Raw genomic sequence first — 18,934 nt, 5'->3', positions numbered from 1 at the left:
AAACAAAACTAAATAGCCAATAGTCTTGCATGCAGCACCACTTCTCTACTTCATCAGCAAGCTGGGGCGCTGCTCTCGATCGGTAGCAGTCAAAATCGCCATAGCGGCCAAAACATGAATATCATATGCAGTTTCCAGCTCGCTATCCGGATCATCTTCCGGCGCGTGCACCATCTCCATATGATAGCCTGCTAGCTGATTGTGATTTTCACCCAATAGCAGCAGTGGATCACCAAGAATTTCACCGATTTTCGAGATGATGACCGTGTGATCCAGCTTCTGGACAAATTTCGAGCAGAGCGTAGAAACAGTCTTGTTCACAGGAAAAGCATGAACTGAGCTGCCTGACGGCAAATTTCTGCTGGACGCCTACATGCCTTATCATTTAAACTATTAAAAATTAATTTTCGAAAGAGTGAGATTACAACGACAGCATGAGGCTCCAGCACCCGGATCTTACAAACGAAAATACAAACATCACTTTCTGTCAGCCGAAACCCTGATTCATAACTACATAATAATTATTATGTAAACTAAGATTGGAGGATGATTGTATGATTAACAAATTGTACTGGTTACCGATCGGTCAGCTTGATATTGATCGCTCCTCACTCAACCATCATGCACAGCCCGGTGAACTGGTGCGCCTGCAAATCTGGTCGTATCTGCTGGAGACAGATCACGGTCCGATTCTCATTGATACCGGTATGCCGGATTCGTTTATCAACAATCCAAATTATTTTAAAAGTACACCGTTTGAAGGGCGCTTCATTCCCCATATGTCAGCCGATGATAGTATCGTGGCTGTACTGGATCGGATCGGCTATCAACCGGACGATATCCATGCCATCGTAATCTCTCATATGCATATGGATCATGCTGGAGGCAATCCGCATTTTCCGAATACACCGATTTATGTGCAGCAGACCGAAGCAGACGCTGCGATCGGTAATCTGCAGTATGCGCCACCGGAATGCGTGCAGGCGGACTTGAATTACCGACTGCTTCAAGGGGATCATGAGCTGGTTCCAGGTTTGCAACTGTTCTATACTCCGGGTCATTCGCCGGGTCATCAGTCCGCGCTGGTCACAACAAAGGAATCGGGTCCGGTCATGCTGACGATTGATGTTGCCTACACGCAGGAGAATTACGCAAACGACGTGCCGTTTGACGGCTTTGACCGTGAACAGGCACGCCAGTCAATCGCCCGCATTCAGCAGATTGTGCAGGAGGTTAAGCCGAATCTGTTGTTCTTCGGTCATGATCCTGAGCAGGTAGCCGTTCAGCCGGTATATCCACAATACAAATAATGATGATAAAGCAGCTATTTCTCCACCATTCCGGATCTTTTCGGTCCGGGGTATAAAGAAATTGGTATTATGAATGCACACAAAATAGACGTATCCAGAGCCGTGCTTCATTCGGATCATGGCTTCCAGTATACGTCTACGGCGTACACACAGGACTTGAAAAGTTCGGCCTCAAAGGCAAGTGGTGCGGACTGGCAGAATAGTCGTAATTCGGCCAGCTCCCCTCATGATCTCAATTTCTTTATTTGATTTTTAAATAATCAATATTGTATCTCCTCACTTCCAAAACGTTATAGCCTCTTATTCTTTTCTTTTCTTTAGGTAGTTGTAATGACTCCGACATTTAGAACTGCAAAATTTGGTTAACGGAGCTCGTTGATATGGAATAAACCAATGTTGCATTGAATACACCTTTGCAGTTCTAGTTGCTCCCCTCCATAGCTTTCAGCAAAATTTTAAATGGATTAATACACTAAATCCGTTTATATCAAAAAACATGAGCTAGTCAAATTATATACATGAAGTTAATTACGTCTAATCTCCTGTTATCGCCAGCATCAGGAAGTATATCTAAGAACTCATGGGGTGAGTCGCTGTCGACACGGCATGGATGATGAGAAAAAGTAATTTGCAGTCTCGCTCCGTTTTCCCTTGATCATCTAGCACGATATACTTAAAGAAGTCGAAAGGCAAACTTATATTCAGCCTATGCTCATTTCAAAAATGTAGGTTTATTCATGACAAAGGGAGTGTTCATTTATTTATGAGTACCGAAATGCTGGAACGTCGAAGTGAAATTCTAAAACGAAACATCCATCAGTTGCTGGTTCAGGAAAATCAACACGGCGTGACACGTCAGGAAAATTACACGTTGCATAAAATGATCAGAGAGCTGCATCAAACCTCTCATGCCTTGAATACTTCCCGTTGAGATGAAAGGCTGCTAAATCAAATGAAAAAAATAACCTTCAGCCCCACTTCCTTAGTGGTGTTGAAGGTTATTTTAATTGACAGGTGGTATCCTTTCGTGATGTTACCCTTTGGAGCGACTCAGCAGATATAAAAAGTATGGCGCACCAATGATGGCTACAATCAAACCTGTCGGTATTTCTTTCTGTAGAGGTAAGGATCGTGTGATCGTATCCGCTACAAGTACCAGGAGTCCTCCAACTAAAGCACAGGTTACCAGCAGCATTTTATGCTTCGGACCCACCAGCTTTCTCGCCAAATGTGGAGCCACCAAACCGACAAAGCCGATACCGCCGCTAACCGAAACACTAGAACTAGCCAATCCAACCGCAGCAGCGAGAAGGAGAATACGTTCCTTTTCGATAGGTGTACCCAACCCCAATGCCGTCTGATCTCCCAGATTAAGCACATTCATCACATTTGCTTTGTAGTATGCGAAAGGAAGCAATACAATTAGCCAAGGCAACAGAGCCATTACGAATTTCCAGTTTGAGCCCCAGATGCTTCCTGCTAACCAATTAGCTACAAACGTGTAACTTTCAGGTGTCAGCTTAAGAGTCATAATGATCATCGCAGCACTGATACCCGCTGCTACGCCAATTCCGCTCAGCAGTAGCCTTGTCGGGGAAATTCCTTCGCCTTTCTTGTAAGAAAGCGCGTAGATGAGAATAGCAGCTGCTCCTGATCCAATCAGCGCAAGAGCGGGAAGTAAAAACAATGAATTCGTAGTTTGCATAGATGGAAAAAGCAATATAAACAGCATGACCATCAGCCCGGCGCCCGCATTAATCCCCAGAATACCAGGGTCCGCTAGGCCGTTACGTGAGACCCCTTGCATGATGCAGCCAGAAACAGCGAGACCTGCACCGATTAGAAGAGAAATAACCATTCGCGGCAATCGGAATTCAAAGAGGATTAATTCCTGCTGTGGAGTCCCTTGTCCAAACAAGGTTCTAAATAGCTCCATTGGCGAAAGCCGGATAGTTCCCGTATTCGCGCTTATGGTGAACGCAGCAATGAGCAATACGATCAGAATAATTACAACCATCCAATCATGGATTTTTTTACGATGACTAGCTTTGGCAATAGCCCCATTCGTAACGTTATTCATCTTACAGCGCCCTCCTTTCTTTACGTGCCAGATAAAGGAAGAATGGAACCCCAATTAAGGCAATAAGTACGCCCACCGGTGTTTCCTCAGGTGCGTTAATCATACGGGCTGCCAGATCGGCAAATACAATGAGTAAAGCTCCCATAATGGCCGAGCATGGAATAATCCAGCGATAATCGACGCCAACCAGCTTGCGGGTTATATGGGGAATAATTAATCCCACGAAACCTATAGAACCAACCAACGACACCGCTGCACCCGCCAGAATCAGAACAAGAATCATCCCGACTACCTTTACCACCCCAGTTCGCTGACCTAGACTTAACGCAATTTCGTCTCCCAAACTAAGCAGCGTAATGGAGCGCGACAACATGAGAGCGCCGATAAAAGCTGCCACAACCCAAGGCAAAACTATACCGAGCTGAACCCACTTGGTTCCACTAAGCCCTCCGGCATACCAAAAGGCTAAATCCTGTCCAACATTAAAGTACAAACTAATTGCATCTCCTAAGGCAGACAGCAATGCCGTGACAGCTGCGCCCGCCAATACAAGACGAACTGGCGTAAGACCTGATTTGGAGATGGAGCTTGTACCATATACCATCACAACAGCCAGAGCTGCACCAACAAAGGAATACAACATTAACTGTAAAAAGGAAGATCCGGGAAAAAGGGCAAAGCAAATCGCCATCGCCAAGCTGGCTCCCGAGTTCAGTCCAAGCAAGCCCGAGTCAGCAAGCGGATTTCGGGTCATTCCTTGCATAATTGCACCTGCTACGGCAAAGCAAACTCCGATTAGAACCCCACCCAGAATCCGAGGTAGACGGATTTCCCAAATAATTTGATGGTTTTGTAACTCGGGTTTAAAATGAAAAACGGCGTTCCATACCTCTTCTAGCCTAATAGAGGCTGCACCAAAAGATAGGGATAGCGCGATACCGAACGCTAAAAGTCCAAGCCCAGCTGTCAGGATAAGCGAAGCCGCCCAAGGTCGCGAGTGGAATTGAGTCGGCGACTGGTTATGATTACTTTGAGCAGGGCTATCCGATGATTCTGATAATTTCATAACTATTGTTCACCCTTACTGTTGAATAGTATGTAGCTATCACGAACTGTGTTGAAGATGATGTTGATAATGAGAATTATTATCATGCAATCTTTACTATTGTAAATTAATGTGGCAACGGCTTCAATAGCAAATTTCGAGGAATGCCTAATGATCTGCCCTATTGTGAAAAAATAAAGCCCTTCGGCATAAATACCAAAGGGCTGCCAACAACACCGAAGCGACTACTTCTGTGCGGCGTTCTCTTTATTCCGCTGGACGATCATATCTGCGATTTCTTCAGCTTGCCCTACAATAGCGATGGGATCGAAGTACCAATATCGATCCTCTTGGAGCTCAAAAACCTTACCTTGCCGGACTGCATTCAGTGATTTCCATATGCTGTCTCCTTCGTAACCGCCCAAATCCTTGTTAACCGTCAGAAAGATATAAGAGCCGGCATATTGATTAATGACTTCTTTTGACACCGATTTCCATTGAGTCTCACCTAATAATTCTTTTTGGACAAGCGGCGGAGGTGTCAAATTCAGTCCTCTGTATACCGCCTGTCCTCCTCTGCCAAAATTATCACCATAGACATAGTATTCTTTTTCCGAAGCTTCCATTACGGTGAAAGTATCTCCAGGCTGAACAATTCCCTTTAGCTTGTCACGTGCAGCCTGCATTCGCTGATCGTATTGAGCAAGCCATGTTTTGGCTTCCTGTTCTTTTCCAAGCAGTTCACCAAAAGCTGTCAGTTCCTCATGCACATTCTTGTACGTTCCATAAGGAATCACGATGGTCGGAGCAATTTTACTGTATTTTTCATATTCAGAAGCATCTTTGGAACCAATCAGAATCAAATCCGGCTGCAGAGTCAATACTTTCTCAATGGATACACTTCCGCGGTCTCCAATGCTTGTAATTCCCTGTACAAGATCCTTCGAAAACGGATTATCCAGATAATATTTAACACTTCCCACAGGTTTAATTCCTAGTGCTAATAAATCATTCAGGTACAAATCCACTACAACCCGCTGAGGGTGAACCGGTATCTTAATATCTCCATGAATCGTTTTGACTGTTTTCGTTTCCTCTGATTTTTGTTCACTAGAAGTTTGATTCTGCTTTTCATCCGGCTGCTTTACGTTTCCACCACAGGCGGTAAGAACTAAAATGACTGACAGAAGCATCATCACAATCCACATTTTCTTTGTCAAACTCGTTCATTCCTCTCTCTATTTACGGCGTCATATCGACCTATTTACGTTCCATATTGAGCTTGGTGCAGGCGGCTATATGCCCCTTTTACTGCTAATAACTCTTCATGTCTGCCTTGCTCGGCAATCCCTTGATCTGCAACTACGATAATGCGGTCAGCATTTTTGATCGTTGCCAAACGATGCGCAATAACGAGTGTCGTACGGCCTTGGGATAGCTCTGTCAGCGCCTGCTGAATCGCGGCTTCTGTCTCTGTATCCAATGCTGATGTCGCTTCATCTAAAATGAGAATTGGCGGATTTTTAAGGAACATCCGGGCAATAGACAAACGTTGCTTTTGACCACCGGAGAGCTTCACACCCCGCTCACCGATCATTGTATCCAGACCATCCGGATATGAGCGAACAAGGTCTTCAATCTGAGCTCGACGAGCAGCATCCCAGATTTCTTCTTCCGAAGCATCCAGCTTACCATAAGCGATATTTTCACGAATCGTTCCATCAAAGAGGAATACATCCTGCTGTACGATACCAATCATGGATCGCAGCGATTCCAGCTTCATTTCACGGATATCCATCCCATCAATGGTAATGCTGCCTTCCTCGACATCGTAGAAGCGAGGCAACAAACTGCAAAGTGTCGTTTTACCTGCTCCTGAAGGACCCACAAGTGCTACGGTTTCACCCGCATGGATAGATAGGTCCACTTTGCGTAATACCTTATCTTTGTTCTCGTAACCAAACGTTACACCTGCAAATTGAATATCTCCATTAAGATGGCTAACCGCCTTGGCTCCTGGCAGATCTTCTACATCCGATTCACTTTCCAGCAAATCCAGATACCGTCGGAAGCCAGCAATCCCTTTCGGATACGTTTCGATGACAGAATTAATTTGTTTAATCGGCCCCAGGAATACATTAGACAGCATCACAAATGCGATAAATTCCCCGTAGGTCATCTGTCCTTTGATAACAAACCATGTTCCACACACAAGCACAAACAATGAAACCAGCTTCATTAGTATAAAACTAATTGAGGAATTCCAGGCCATAATCCGGTACGCGATCAGCTTCGTTTTACGGAAACGTCCATTATTTTCAGCAAAACGCTCCATTTCATGAGCTTCGTTGGAGAACGCTTGAACAACACGAATCCCGCTGACGTTATTTTCAATACGAGCGTTGTAATCCGCAATATCAGAAAACATACGATGGAAAGCAGCAGACATTTTTCGGCTGAAATAAAGAGACAAGTAAATCATGAGGGGTACAATGATGAAAGTCAGTACAGCCAGCTTCCAGTTAATACCGAGCATGATACCAAAGGCTCCCCCCAGTGTCATCAACGCGATGAACAAATCTTCAGGTCCGTGGTGGGCAATTTCCCCAATATCCATTAGATCGTTGGTCATACGTGAAACGAGATGCCCTGTTTTGTTATTGTCAAAAAAACGAAAAGATTGCTTTTGTACCCGATCAAACAGCTTTTTACGCATGTCCGATTCGATGTTAATGCCCAGCTTGTGCCCCCAATAGGTAACCACGTAATTCAGCGCAGCACTTATGACATAAATACCGAGTAGAGCTAGACAGGCATATAAAATCCATTTCCAGTTTCCGCTGGGCAGCAAATCATCGACCACCCGGTTGACTGCAAGCGGAAAAGCCAGCTCCAGCAGTGCAGCTAGCAAGGCACAAGAGAAATCAATGATGAACAAAGTCCGGTAAGGACGGTAGTATTCAAAAAATCGTCTAAGCATAGTCATGACTTCTCCTTTCTAATTTCGAGTGATTATTTAGGATCGACGGAAAGCATGTTAACGGCTTCATCCAGCGATTTGTCAATAGCCAGCGGCGAGTAGGTAAACCACGGGTCAGCTTTGATGAAATACACTTTGTGGTTCTTGACAGCCGGGAGATTTCTCCACAATGCACTTTGCTCAATTTGCTTAAGCATTCCGTCCTTGCTCGCTTCATCATAAACCAGCATAATAATTCGGTCTCCTGATAGTTCAGGTAACTTTTCCATTGAAATAACATCATAAACATAATTAAATCTCGGGTCCTTCGCCAGCTTCTGGCGTATGTACTCAGGAGGATTCAATTCCAGTGAACGGTAAATAACATGTCCTACATTCCGCGCTCCGTATACCCTTAACACATTCTTATCGTAGGCCATATAAATCGTAACCGTTTCATCTTTTTTAAATTTTCCAGCCAGCTTCTTTCGACCTTCTTCAGCCTTTTTGTTGAAACTAGCGATCCACTGCTCGGCTTCCTTGTCCTTACCCAGCACGGCTGCGACATTCCGCAGTTGCTCAAATACATCGCCTTCTCCAAACGAAACGACTACGGTTGGAGCAATCTTCTCCAGCTGCTCCTTCACTTCTGGCGTGGTATATTCTGTTGTGATGATCAGGTCCGGTTGTAACTCCAGCACCTTTTCTACATTTGTCGGGTTCCCAATATCCGCAACTCCGTCAATCTTACCTTTTAAATAGTTGCCTTCCAACAAATGGGAAGCAGCACCTGCAGGCTTAACTCCCAAGGCCAGCATAGCATCCAAATATTGTGTCGTGACAACTCGCTGTGGATTTGCAGGGATACTGATCTTATTGCCAGTGGCATCAGTATACTCGCGCATGACAACCGTTTTGGATTGCCCGGAGGGATCATTAGTGCTAGTCTTGTCGTTTGTCTGGTTGTTACTAGCTGCGTTTCCACATGCACTCAATACAACCATCAAAAGAACCACAAGACAAAGCGTGGATTCCCATTTTAATCTGTACCTTTGTTGCACAATATACGTCCTCCTTAGATATATACAATTCATAATATGATAGTGATTCTCATTATCATATAATTGTTATTCTATCTTTTACCGTCTCTTCTTACAATACAAAAATAAAAAACTTCCATTTATGTGTATGTATCGTCATTGTAGAATAGCCAAAAAAAGGACTGATGCGCATTACAGCATCAGTCCGAATAGCTTAATATGTTGAGTCAAGCGCCCTTTTTATTTCGATTGATCCACTAACTCCAGCTTAGCGGGAATGGATGTTTTCACGGTTTTACCTTGAAGTACATCCTTGGCTGCCTGCACCGCCAATTGACCAATAAGCTCGGGTTGCTGAGCTACGGTGGCTGTCAGTTTCCCTTCCTTAATTGATTTAAGCGCATCCTCGTTACCGTCAAAACCGATGACTGGAATGTTCTTACCTGAGCTTTGGATTGCTTCGATCGCACCCAACGCCATTTCATCATTGTGGGCAAATACTGCCTGTACGTCCGGGTTTCCTTGCAGCAGATTTTCCATCACGTTCAAACCTTTGGTCCGATCAAAATCGGCCGATTGTTTTGCTATGACTTTCAGATCCTTATCTGCTACTTCATGGAAGCCTTTCCCACGTTCACGGGTAGCGGATGCTCCTGGAACACCTTCCAGCTCAATCACTTTGGCACCTTTTCCAACTTGATCAATCACATATCTGGCAGCCATTCGTCCTCCCTCTACGTTGTCTGAAGCGACGAGTGCTTTTACGTCTCCTTTGTCAGCAGAACGATCCAGTGTAATAACCGGGATGTTCAATGCATTCGCTGATTGTACCACAGTGGAGATGGCCGACGAATCTGTCGGATTAATGAGTAACGCGTTTACTCCCTGTTGAATCAGATCATCCACGTCATTACTTTGTTTCGCCGAATCATTTTGTGCATCCACAACAATGACCTGCATTCCTTGTTTTTTGGCCTCTGCCACAACTCCGTCTTTGAGAGAGACGAAGAATGGATTGTTCAGCGTTGAGATCGACAAGCCGATTTTAATGTCCTTCAGGTTCGCGGCCGCTTTAGGTTTGGCCCATTCGGGCGGTTCCAAGGAACACCCTGTCATGAGCAGGAGCAGCAAGGCAGTCATGATTAATATAAGCTTTTTCATATTTATGTGTCTCCTTCTACGCAGATTAGGTGTATTATGCGGATTTTTTACGGTCAATCAATACAGCAATAGCGATGACTATCCCTTTTACGACCATTTGATAAAAAGAGTTAACCCCCAGCAAGTTCAAGCCATTGTTTAGTGTACCGATGATAAGCACACCAATTAACGTACCTACGATTCGTCCGCGTCCTCCCGAGAGGCTTGTTCCACCTAATACGACAGCCGCAATGGCATCCAGTTCATAAGAAGTACCCGCTGTCGGTTGTGCCGAGTTCAAACGTGAGGTCAAGATAGCACCCGCCAACGCGGAAAGCATTCCAGCCAGAGAGTAAATCCAAATTTTCACACGCGGTACTTTAATACCGGATACAATCGAAGCCTTCTCGTTACCACCGATGGCATACGTTTTGCGTCCGAATGGTGTTTTATGCAAAATGATCCATAGGACAGCAAAGGTAATGAGCATCGTAATCGCTGGAACCGGAATACCGAACTGATAGCCACGACCGAACAATTGAAATACCAGACTGTCTCCGAGTCCTGTAATAGGGTTACCGTTGGTATAAACGAGTGTTAATCCTCTGAAAATGGTCATGGTTGCTAGTGTAGCGATGAACGGAGCCATTTTACCTTTCGTAATCATCAAGCCGTTGACCATGCCCATCACGCCACCCAATGCACAGCCAATGATAATCGCCAAAATAGGATCGAACCCGGCCAGCATCATATTTGCGACAAACGCACTGGATAGTGCTAATATGGAGCCGACTGACAAATCAATTCCGCCTGTGAGAATAACGAAGGTCATACCGAACGCAATTAACGCATTAATAGATACCTGGCGCAATAAATTCAAAATATTAAGCGGTTCCAAAAAGCTGGGATTTAAGACCGATACGATAATTACCAAAATAATGAGTCCCAACAACGGGCCAAGCTTCTGTGTGATTTGTGACATTTGAAAGCCTTTGCTGCTTTTTGATTCATTCATAGTTGTCATATTACTGTCCTCCTGTAGCTAGCGTCATAATATTTTCTTGTGTGGCTTCTTCCCTGCTCAGCTCTCCGCTGATCTTTCCCTCGTGCACCACGACAATACGATCGCTCATGCCGAGTACCTCAGGGAGTTCCGAGGATACCATGATAATCGCGACTCCACGTTCGGTCAGCTCGTTCATCAACTGGTAGATTTCCCGCTTGGCTCCCACATCCACACCTCTCGTCGGTTCGTCAAGAATGAGTACATTTGGACCAATACCTACCCATTTGGCAATAACCACCTTTTGCTGATTACCACCTGACAAACTGCGAACCGTTGTTTCGCCCGATTGGGTTTTAATTTGTAAGCGCTTAATTAAAGTGTTAACAAAATCTAGCTCTTTTTTACCTGAAATAAATCCTTTTGAAGTAAAGCTGAACAGATTTGGCAGCACCATATTTTCCCGGATGGAAAAGTCCAGCACCAAGCCCTCATCTTTTCGATCTTCTGTAATGAAGCCAATCCCTAGTTTCACCGCATCATCCGGCTTACGAATAGACACTTTTTTTCCACGCACATGAATCTCACCACGATCCAAAGCATCCAGTCCAAATAACGCCCGCATGATCTCGGTCCGTCCCGAGCCCATTAAGCCTGAAAAACCTACAATTTCCCCAGATCGTACAGTGAAATTCACATTTTCAAATAACCCTTTATGCGAAGCATTTTTGACCTCCAGCACCACTTCTCCCAAAGCAGGCGTTCTTACCGGGTAGCGTTCAGTCAGCTCTCTACCCACCATTTTCCGTACAACTTCATCAAAATGCGTATCGGGAATCGCCTGAGTATCCACCGTTTTCCCGTCACGCATGATGGTAATCCGATCACAGATCGCGAATATCTCCTCCATCCGATGTGAAATATACACAATCGAAACACCATCTTTTTTCAAGGAAGTAATAACCTCGAACAGCTTCTGAATTTCTCGTTCGGTTAAGGCGGCTGTCGGCTCATCCATCACGATAACTTTAGCATCCGTCATGAGTGCTTTGGCAATTTCAATCATCTGCTGTTGACCCACTGAACAATCGCCTGCTTCACCGTTCAATGGAAGATTTACCGAAAGCTTGCTGAATTGTTCATTTGCTAGCGCTTTCATTTTGGAGCTGTCTAGTAAGCCCCACTTGGATGTCATTTCCTTGCCGATAAATAGATTTTCCAGCACGGTCATCTCCGGCCACACATTCAGTTCCTGGTGAATAAAAGCAATTCCTTTTTGCTCCGCTTCTTTGGGGTCGGCAAAATAGGTTTCCTGACCGTCAATGATGATCGTTCCCTCATCTCGCCGATGCAGTCCGATTAAAATATTCATCAGCGTTGATTTGCCTGCACCATTCTCACCCATGAGGGCATGTACTTCTCCTTCACGAAGATCAAAGTCAACACCACTCAGTACCTGATTGGTTCCAAAGGCTTTGTGAATTCCTTTCATTTGAATCTGCATGCTGTACCCTCCTTTTTATTCAACATTGATTTATCCAAAATGAACTCCTGCCTGCAAAATACAATTGGCAAACGGCTTAGCCTCTCCTGTACGAATGACCGCCTTCGCATACCGGGTCAGCTCCTTGAATTGTTCATGAGGGCAAAACTCAATGACGGCTGCCTGCTTATTAAGCTGTGGCTGTTCTAATTGCTCCCCTGCAAAGGTGCGCATAATATACTGTAATGCTTGTTCATTTTCTTGTTTAATTTCTTCGGCCAGCATTACTTTTTCGATCACCATATCTGCTGCAATGACATCAACGACGTCCTGAAAGGATGGAACCCCCAATTTAAGGGCCAAATCAATTTTGGTAACGCCTTCAGGAACAGGTAAGCCAGCATCAGCCACGACAATATAGTCTGTGTGGCCGAGATCCGACAGTATTCTGGATATATGACTGTTTAGGATTCCATGTTTCTTCATATTATATTTGCTCCTCCACTTCACGTCGGGTTGGCATTCCACCTTGGGCTCCAAATTTGGTTACGGACAATGACGCAGCACGATTAGCAAATTTCACACTGTCTGCCAACGAATTTCCTTCAGCCAATGCCACTGCAAAAGCAGCGTTAAACGTATCTCCTGCACCTGTTGTATCAACGGCTTCTACTTTATAAGTAGGAACCACGACTTCCTGTTCTCCGTCGAAGAATCGTACACCGTTGCTGCCCTCAGTCACAAACAGCTTGTTGGGATATTTGCGCAACGCTTCTTGCAGGCTCATATCCTTAAACATAATGGCAGCTTCATGCTCGTTTGGCGTAATGTAGGTCGCATTTGCAATTACGCTTTCTTCCACTTCACGAGCCGGGGCTGGATTCAGCAACAAGGGTACCTGGTACTTCGCACAAATTTCGCTTACATAAACAACCGTTTCCGACGGTATTTCCTGTTGAATTAACACAATATCCGAACTTCGAATGACGTCAAGTGCTTCTTCCACATAGGCGGGTGTCACTTCATTATTTGCTGCTTTTACCACGACAATACTGTTATCACCTTCAGCTAGTACAATATGCGCTGTACCGCTTTCCATATGTGTAACCGGTTTCACATAGCCAGTATGAACATGATTTTCTTCAAAATTCCGTAAAATCTGTTCTCCAAAATGGTCATCCCCTACACGTCCAATCATCGTAACGTCTGCTCCGAGTCGTGCTGCGGCTACTGCCTGATTGGCTCCTTTACCTCCAGGTACGGTTGTAAAGCTTTCACCCAATACCGTTTCACCAGCACCGGGACGTTTGGACGAAGTAACTACGAGATCCATAGAACTGCTTCCGATAATTGAAATTTTAGCCATCATGATCCACCTTTCTTGTCGTTTCCCGTTCTATAAATTTGACGGGCAATTGTATGCTTGAATAGGTAAGTACTTTCGAATGAAGATTAGGTACGCTTGACTTCGTTACTTGCGACTGCTCAATCAACTGAATGAGTAGCCCTGCTGCTTCCCAGCCCATTTCATAAGCAGGTTGTCGGATCGTTGACAAAGGCGGGAATAACAAACTACTTAATGGTATATCATCAAACCCGATAATTTGAACATCATCCGGGATTTTCTTTCCTAATCTATGTGCCTCATGCATCACCGCTGTAGCCACGATATCGTTACTTGCGATAACTCCGTCCGTATCCGGGTACTTGCTAAACAGCTCTTTGGCCCACGACTCGGCCTCCTTGAACGAAAAGGAGGTTGTCTCGACCACATGGTAAGCAATTCCGGATTGCTGAAGCTCTTCAACCGCCCCGCGAAAACGGTCTTGTGCTGGACGAATATGTGCAGGGCCCTGCATGACTGTAATTTGTTTGCTGCCGCGGGCAACCATTTCTTGAGCAGCCAAGCAACCGCCATGGGCTCCATCTGCATATACGGAGAGGCTGTCACTGGAAGTTCGATCGAGAAAAACGACCGGGATCTTCAGTTTGGCATAACAATCGGCATCGGGATCATTGGTAGAAGAAATAACACCAACGACATTATTTTGAACAAAAGTATCCATGTAATCCAATTCTTTTTGGCGATCTTCATCACTATTACCGAAAATAATCCGAAAATCATTTTCCTGCATTCGATCCTCCACCCCACGAGCTAACAAGGGAAAGTAAGGGTTCGTAATATCCGGCAGCAGCAGGCCGATTAATCTGGATTTCTTTTTATACAAAGAACGTGCAACTTCATTAGGCTTGTAATTTAACTGCTTCACAGCAGCCTCTACCTTTCGCCGTGTATCCTCATGTACATATCCAGTTTCATTAATAACTCTGGATACGGTCGCTACGGAAACACCTGCAAAGCTGGCGACTTCTTTAATTGTTGTCATAGTGTAGGTTCAACTCCAATGTGTAACCGGTTACACATATAAAATATCACAGCATTAATTTTTTGACAAGCATTAATTATTTGCACGTTGAATGCTTTAGCTTTATAATTCTTATTGTAACTAATGAAGTTCCACCTTAATACACATTCTAAAGGGGGGAGCACCACTCCCAGTTACTCAATAAAATACGTATACATGGAGGCTTTTTCCTTATGAATATCGAAGTTTGGTCTGATTATATGTGTCCATTCTGTTATATCGGCAAACGCCGTTTGGAGCAAGTATTACAGCAATTCCCACATCGCAATGAGGTGCAATTGACATTCAAGAGTTTCGAATTGAACCCGAATGCTGTGAGAGATAGTGGTAAAACGATCAATGAAGAACTATCAGCTAAATATGGGGTCAGTCTGCAAGAGGCTCAGGCTATGAATGATCGAATGAACGAAAACGCACGCTCTGCGGGTCTTGATTATAATATTCATGCCATGGTGCCGACGAACTCTCTTGATGCTCACCGCTTAACACTTTGGGCTCAAACACAAGGCAAAATGCTGGAGCTGAGCGAGCGTTTATTCCAAGCTGTTTTCATCGAAGGCAAGCATACAGGGGATCATGAAGTGCTGGTAGCGCTGGCTACTGAAGTTGGTTTGGATCAAAAGGAAGCGGCTGCTATATTAGCCAGTGACCGTTTTACCGACGAAGTTAGAGCTGATGAAGCCGAAGGCGCTGAATTGGGTGTTCAGGGTGTGCCATTCTTTGTATTTGATCGAAAATTTGCTATTTCTGGTGCCCAGCCGGAGGAAGTATTTCATGATGCGCTTCAAAAAGCATGGGATGAACGCTCACCTTTCACCATGATAAGCGGCAGCTCGTCCAAACAAGATGCAGGTGGTTTATGTACCGATGAGGGTTGTGAGCTTCCAGGCCGTGAGGGCTGAACAGTCCGTGAATGAAGATTTTCTACTTCCTAAATAAATTTTAAAAAAGCGTGCCAGCACTCAATTAAACCTGAGGCTGGCACGCATCTTTATTTTATAACGATTTAATCATTCCGCCATCCACAAGGATGGTACTCCCTGTCAAATAGGATGAAGCTGAAGACGCCAGAAAAGCAACAACTTTACCGAACTCTTCAGGCTCTCCATACCGTCCCAATGGAATGCCCTCTTCTGCTTGTTTGCGAACCTGATCCGTCGTTTGCTGGGTTTTCTCAGCTCGATGCTCGTCCAAGCTACGCACGCGATCAGTTGCAATTCTCCCCGGTGCTACAGTATGTACCAGAATATTATGAGGAGCTAATTCCAGAGACAATGTTTTTGCCAATCCAGCAACTCCAGTACGCAGCGTATTTGAAATGATTAACCCCGGAATTGGCTGCTTAACTGAGGAAGAAGCAATATTTAAAATCCTACCGCTTTGTTGTTTTTTCATATATGGTAACACTTCACGGATCAACCGGATATGACTAAGTAAATTTTGTTCAAAGGCCTGCATCCACACTTCATCTGTAAAATCATCAAAGGTACCGGCAGGAGGCCCACCCGCATTGTTAACCAAAATATCTACGGTGCCAAACAAATCAGCTGTACGGCGGATGGCCTGGGAGATATGTTCTGGTTTTGTTACATCGCAAACTACATATTCAACGCGGCCACTCGCTGTTTCCAGTAATTCCGCCTGCGTCCGCTGAAGCTCTGCTTCGTTCCGTCCTGAAATGACGACATTCGCACCCTCGCGTGCCAGCTCTCGTGCGCTTGCCTTGCCGAGTCCTTTACTGGAACCTGCAACAAAGGCTGTTTTTCCCGTTAATCCTAAATCCATCTATGACACTCCCTTTTCTAAGCGTTCTCTATTTAATTGTACACATGACCAGCACATAATGCGAATAGCTTGGTAGTATTATGAAGGCTATCTATCTTCTCACCATTAAAAAGAATACGAAATCATTAATTGCAAGGTAAAACAAAAAGGCCTGACAGTTAGTCAGGGCCCTTTTTGTTTACAGCACGTTAAGATGTTGATGCAGGTGTTGTTGTTGTCTGCTCGTATACAACAACGGACTGGCTCTCAGGCTCCCATTTTACATTTGTCCCCAAGGCCTCTCCGATTACCCTTACAGGTACCATTGTCGTCCCATCCACTATGGATGCTGGCTGCTCGATAGAATACGGCTGACCGTTAATATATGCTTTTGGACTGTTAACAAATAATTTGACGGACACGCCGTTACGGGTGACAGTAACAGCCTTTTCTTTCGGATCCCAGGAAACCTTTGCATCCAAAGCTTCGGAAGCTGTTCTAAACGGAACAAGTGTGGTCCCATTGCGGTTAATCGGTTTGGCATCGTATTTTTCACCATTCACGAACAGCTTCATACCCGACGGCCGTCCGGCCTTCTTCGAGAATTCACCCAGCTTTTTGTAGCTGTCCAGATCGGACACATTAGCCAGTACCGCCTCCTCCTGCATGTAAACGGCATCAGTCACATTTCCGTTTTCAGCCAGTAGCTCAGCTGCCTCAGTCAGTGCTTTACCAGAATTCCGGATCAATTCAAGTTCAGCAACCTGCTCCGGAGTCAAACGGTTTGGGTATTTCGTAAGCAGCAGATTCGCAATAACCGCTCCTGCCGGCTTATCCTTCGTATTTTCTACCGCGTGAAGCAGACCCTTATAACCGTTGCGTCCCTTGTGACCATTATGGTCTTTGGACTCCTCGTATGTATCATCTGTTACTGCAACAGGTTCGGTTTTTCTGATTTCTGCGTGTTTGTCTTTTTTACTGTTTTCATCCTTTTTCCCGGATGCTTTGTCTTTTTGTTTTTTGGACTGATCATTGTCTGAGTCATGGGGATTGATTGGCTCTTCCCCGCTCTTTTCATTCCCGTCTTTAACAGACGTCTTTGCTTCCTGTTTGTTCTCCTGATCATTTCCGCGTCCCTGCTTGGCTTCAGCGGTTCCCGCTGCCAAACCCAAGACCAGTATACACGCTAGTAAAGCTGTCCAAGTGTTTCTCATGATGCGATTCCTCCTTATAGTAAAGACCGGGCTCAAATGTCCCTAGATGTATTAACGGCTTCTCTAAGCTGATTTTTTATCTTTTCTTATCTAATGTGTGAGACACTACTATAGCTGCAGTCCATATTGTCAAAATCACTATAAAATTTTATTATACGCCTAACCTATTTACACAGTATAATGAGAATTACACATGCATTTTTAAGAATCAGCCTTTACATTCGCATAATAGAAAGAAGATGAAACAGACATGTTCGGCACCATTCTTTTGGACGTTGTTTTACCTATTTTTGTACTTATCGGTTTTGGTTGTATCATGCAATATTATTTTCGACTGGATTTGTATACCTTAGCTAAAATCAATTTTTACTATATCACCCCCGCAGTTGTGTTTACAGGTCTTTATAACTCGGAAATTTCTTTAATGCTCATGGGTGAGGTTTCACTTTTTTATGCCTTGTACATAGCTATTCTGTACGTAATCAGCACTACCGTCGCCAGATCTCTGAAATACAGCCCCGGAATGCGCGGAGCTTTTACAAATAGTGTGATGCTAGATAATTCAGGAAATTATGGTCTGCCAATCAATCAGTTGGTGTTCAAAGGTGACCCGTTGGCCATTTCCGTTCAAGCTCTGATTATGACCTTTCAAAGCTTTGTCACTTTTACATACGGCACTTTTGTTGTGCAAAACGGCAAGGCCAATACTCGAAAAATATTAATTAATTTTTTAAAAATGCCTGTTCCCTATGCGCTTGCGCTAGGTTTGCTCCTAAATCTGCTGCATAGTCCATTGCCTAATTTACTGGCTGAACCTTTGAATTATATTAGTCAGTCGATGGTTGCCGTGGCTCTGCTTACTTTGGGAGCACAAATTGTGCAATATCCCTTTCGTTTGCGCCGGACAGCCGTGTACATCAGTATGGTACTGCGCCTGATTGCTGGTCCAATGGTCGGTTTTATGCTCGTCTTGCTGTTGGGTCTTAAGGGGATTCCGGCTCAAGCCTTGCTCATTGCATCGGGTATGCCTACCGGCGTTAATACAAGTATTTTGGCGGAAGAATATAAAAATGAACCCGATTTTGCCGCACAAACAGTATTACTTTCTACGATTGTGAATGTCATTACGATGACACTGTTAATTTCAGCATCTCGGCATCTTGTTTGAGGTGTATGATAAATATAAAAAATGGATTAGAGACGCTTTTTGTCTAAGGACAGGAGCGTTTCTTTTTTGAGATAAAAGAACATATGTTCGTGTTAGTGTTTCTTTTTTCTACTTAAAGTGGTGTGTTTGTTTTGTGGAGATCGTATGCGAGAAAGAGTTTTTTTTCTATTACGAATTTTTCATATAGTGAAATAATTATATTATATAATTTGAATCTCTATTAGTAGCTGTTTTCAACTTGTCGTTGCTTTTTCCCCAAAAAAAGAATGCGGGACAACAGGTCGTCAAAAATAAAGCCAGCT

The 18,934-nt window shown here is 44.3% G+C and carries 19 protein-coding genes; 5 read left to right on the top strand and 14 right to left on the bottom strand.

Annotated elements, in window-relative coordinates:
* Positions 1-45: 45 nt before the first annotated feature.
* On the bottom strand, positions 46-354 hold the full coding sequence (locus NSQ58_RS14950) for a hypothetical protein (protein WP_069080617.1): 309 nt from the start codon (positions 352-354) through the stop codon (positions 46-48).
* 200 nt (positions 355-554) lie between these two features.
* Here NSQ58_RS14950 and aiiA point away from each other — a divergent pair, with 200 nt between their 5' ends.
* From aiiA to NSQ58_RS14935, 3 genes are all read left to right on the top strand, one after another.
* Positions 555-1,310, top strand: coding sequence for a quorum-quenching N-acyl homoserine lactonase AiiA (gene aiiA / locus NSQ58_RS14945; RefSeq protein ID WP_069080616.1), 756 nt, complete (start codon positions 555-557; stop codon positions 1,308-1,310).
* Between the two features lie 69 nt (positions 1,311-1,379).
* Positions 1,380-1,559, top strand: coding sequence for a hypothetical protein (locus NSQ58_RS14940; RefSeq protein ID WP_141697507.1), 180 nt, complete (start codon positions 1,380-1,382; stop codon positions 1,557-1,559).
* A 514-nt stretch (positions 1,560-2,073) separates the two neighbouring features.
* Positions 2,074-2,241 (top strand): hypothetical protein, encoded by a 168-nt coding sequence (locus NSQ58_RS14935; RefSeq protein ID WP_007432475.1) that lies wholly within the window; start codon positions 2,074-2,076, stop codon positions 2,239-2,241.
* 102 nt (positions 2,242-2,343) lie between these two features.
* Here NSQ58_RS14935 and NSQ58_RS14930 read toward each other — a convergent pair whose 3' ends face one another.
* The 11 genes from NSQ58_RS14930 to NSQ58_RS14880 all read right to left on the bottom strand — a co-directional run bounded on the left by NSQ58_RS14930 (position 2,344) and on the right by NSQ58_RS14880 (position 14,447).
* Positions 2,344-3,390, bottom strand: a complete 1,047-nt coding sequence (locus NSQ58_RS14930; RefSeq protein WP_069080615.1) for a FecCD family ABC transporter permease — start codon at positions 3,388-3,390, stop codon at positions 2,344-2,346.
* Between the two features lies 1 nt (position 3,391).
* A complete protein-coding gene (locus NSQ58_RS14925; RefSeq protein ID WP_025720646.1) occupies positions 3,392-4,456 on the bottom strand; it encodes a FecCD family ABC transporter permease in 1,065 nt (354 codons plus the stop codon).
* Positions 4,457-4,680: 224 nt separating this feature from the next.
* A complete protein-coding gene (locus tag NSQ58_RS14920; protein ID WP_256715645.1) occupies positions 4,681-5,631 on the bottom strand; it encodes an ABC transporter substrate-binding protein in 951 nt (316 codons plus the stop codon).
* A gap of 68 nt (positions 5,632-5,699) precedes the next feature.
* A complete protein-coding gene (locus NSQ58_RS14915; RefSeq protein WP_069080614.1) occupies positions 5,700-7,415 on the bottom strand; it encodes an ABC transporter ATP-binding protein in 1,716 nt (571 codons plus the stop codon).
* A gap of 32 nt (positions 7,416-7,447) precedes the next feature.
* Positions 7,448-8,455 carry an ABC transporter substrate-binding protein gene (locus NSQ58_RS14910; RefSeq protein ID WP_069080613.1) on the bottom strand — a complete coding sequence of 336 codons (1,008 nt, stop codon included), beginning with the start codon at positions 8,453-8,455 and terminating at the stop codon, positions 7,448-7,450.
* Between the two features lie 219 nt (positions 8,456-8,674).
* Positions 8,675-9,595 (bottom strand): ribose ABC transporter substrate-binding protein RbsB, encoded by a 921-nt coding sequence (gene rbsB, locus NSQ58_RS14905; protein ID WP_023988925.1) that lies wholly within the window; start codon positions 9,593-9,595, stop codon positions 8,675-8,677.
* A gap of 34 nt (positions 9,596-9,629) precedes the next feature.
* Entirely contained in the window at positions 9,630-10,598 is a 969-nt protein-coding gene (locus NSQ58_RS14900; protein WP_013310465.1) for an ABC transporter permease subunit, read from the bottom strand.
* A gap of 1 nt (position 10,599) precedes the next feature.
* Entirely contained in the window at positions 10,600-12,081 is a 1,482-nt protein-coding gene (locus NSQ58_RS14895) for a sugar ABC transporter ATP-binding protein (RefSeq protein WP_023988927.1), read from the bottom strand.
* Positions 12,082-12,111: 30 nt separating this feature from the next.
* Positions 12,112-12,546 (bottom strand): D-ribose pyranase, encoded by a 435-nt coding sequence (rbsD, locus tag NSQ58_RS14890; RefSeq protein ID WP_023988928.1) that lies wholly within the window; start codon positions 12,544-12,546, stop codon positions 12,112-12,114.
* Position 12,547: 1 nt separating this feature from the next.
* Entirely contained in the window at positions 12,548-13,426 is an 879-nt protein-coding gene (gene rbsK / locus NSQ58_RS14885; RefSeq protein WP_068942581.1) for a ribokinase, read from the bottom strand.
* Complete coding sequence (locus NSQ58_RS14880) at positions 13,419-14,447, bottom strand: LacI family DNA-binding transcriptional regulator (protein WP_053325576.1); 1,029 nt, start codon at positions 14,445-14,447, stop codon at positions 13,419-13,421. Before NSQ58_RS14880 ends, rbsK begins: the two co-directional genes overlap by 8 nt.
* A 212-nt stretch (positions 14,448-14,659) precedes the next feature.
* Here NSQ58_RS14880 and NSQ58_RS14875 point away from each other — a divergent pair, with 212 nt between their 5' ends.
* Positions 14,660-15,388: a DsbA family oxidoreductase gene (locus NSQ58_RS14875; protein ID WP_023988931.1), complete on the top strand. Its 729-nt coding sequence runs from the start codon at positions 14,660-14,662 to the stop codon at positions 15,386-15,388.
* 94 nt (positions 15,389-15,482) lie between these two features.
* Here the strand turns inward: NSQ58_RS14875 and NSQ58_RS14870 are convergent, their stop codons facing one another.
* The gene (locus NSQ58_RS14870; RefSeq protein ID WP_023988932.1) at positions 15,483-16,271 is read right to left on the bottom strand and encodes an SDR family oxidoreductase; all 789 of its coding nucleotides are present in this window, start codon (positions 16,269-16,271) and stop codon (positions 15,483-15,485) included.
* 188 nt (positions 16,272-16,459) lie between these two features.
* Positions 16,460-17,464 carry a copper amine oxidase N-terminal domain-containing protein gene (locus tag NSQ58_RS14865; protein WP_069080612.1) on the bottom strand — a complete coding sequence of 335 codons (1,005 nt, stop codon included), beginning with the start codon at positions 17,462-17,464 and terminating at the stop codon, positions 16,460-16,462.
* A gap of 250 nt (positions 17,465-17,714) precedes the next feature.
* Here NSQ58_RS14865 and NSQ58_RS14860 point away from each other — a divergent pair, with 250 nt between their 5' ends.
* Positions 17,715-18,632: an AEC family transporter gene (locus tag NSQ58_RS14860; RefSeq protein ID WP_075154260.1), complete on the top strand. Its 918-nt coding sequence runs from the start codon at positions 17,715-17,717 to the stop codon at positions 18,630-18,632.
* Positions 18,633-18,934 lie beyond the last annotated feature (302 nt).

The sequence above is a fragment of the Paenibacillus sp. FSL M7-0134 genome (assembly GCF_038007865.1).
Taxonomy (GTDB): domain Bacteria; phylum Bacillota; class Bacilli; order Paenibacillales; family Paenibacillaceae; genus Paenibacillus; species Paenibacillus polymyxa_B.
Note: the sequence above shows the minus strand (reverse complement) of the source record. Positions and strands in the feature narration are given on the sequence as shown.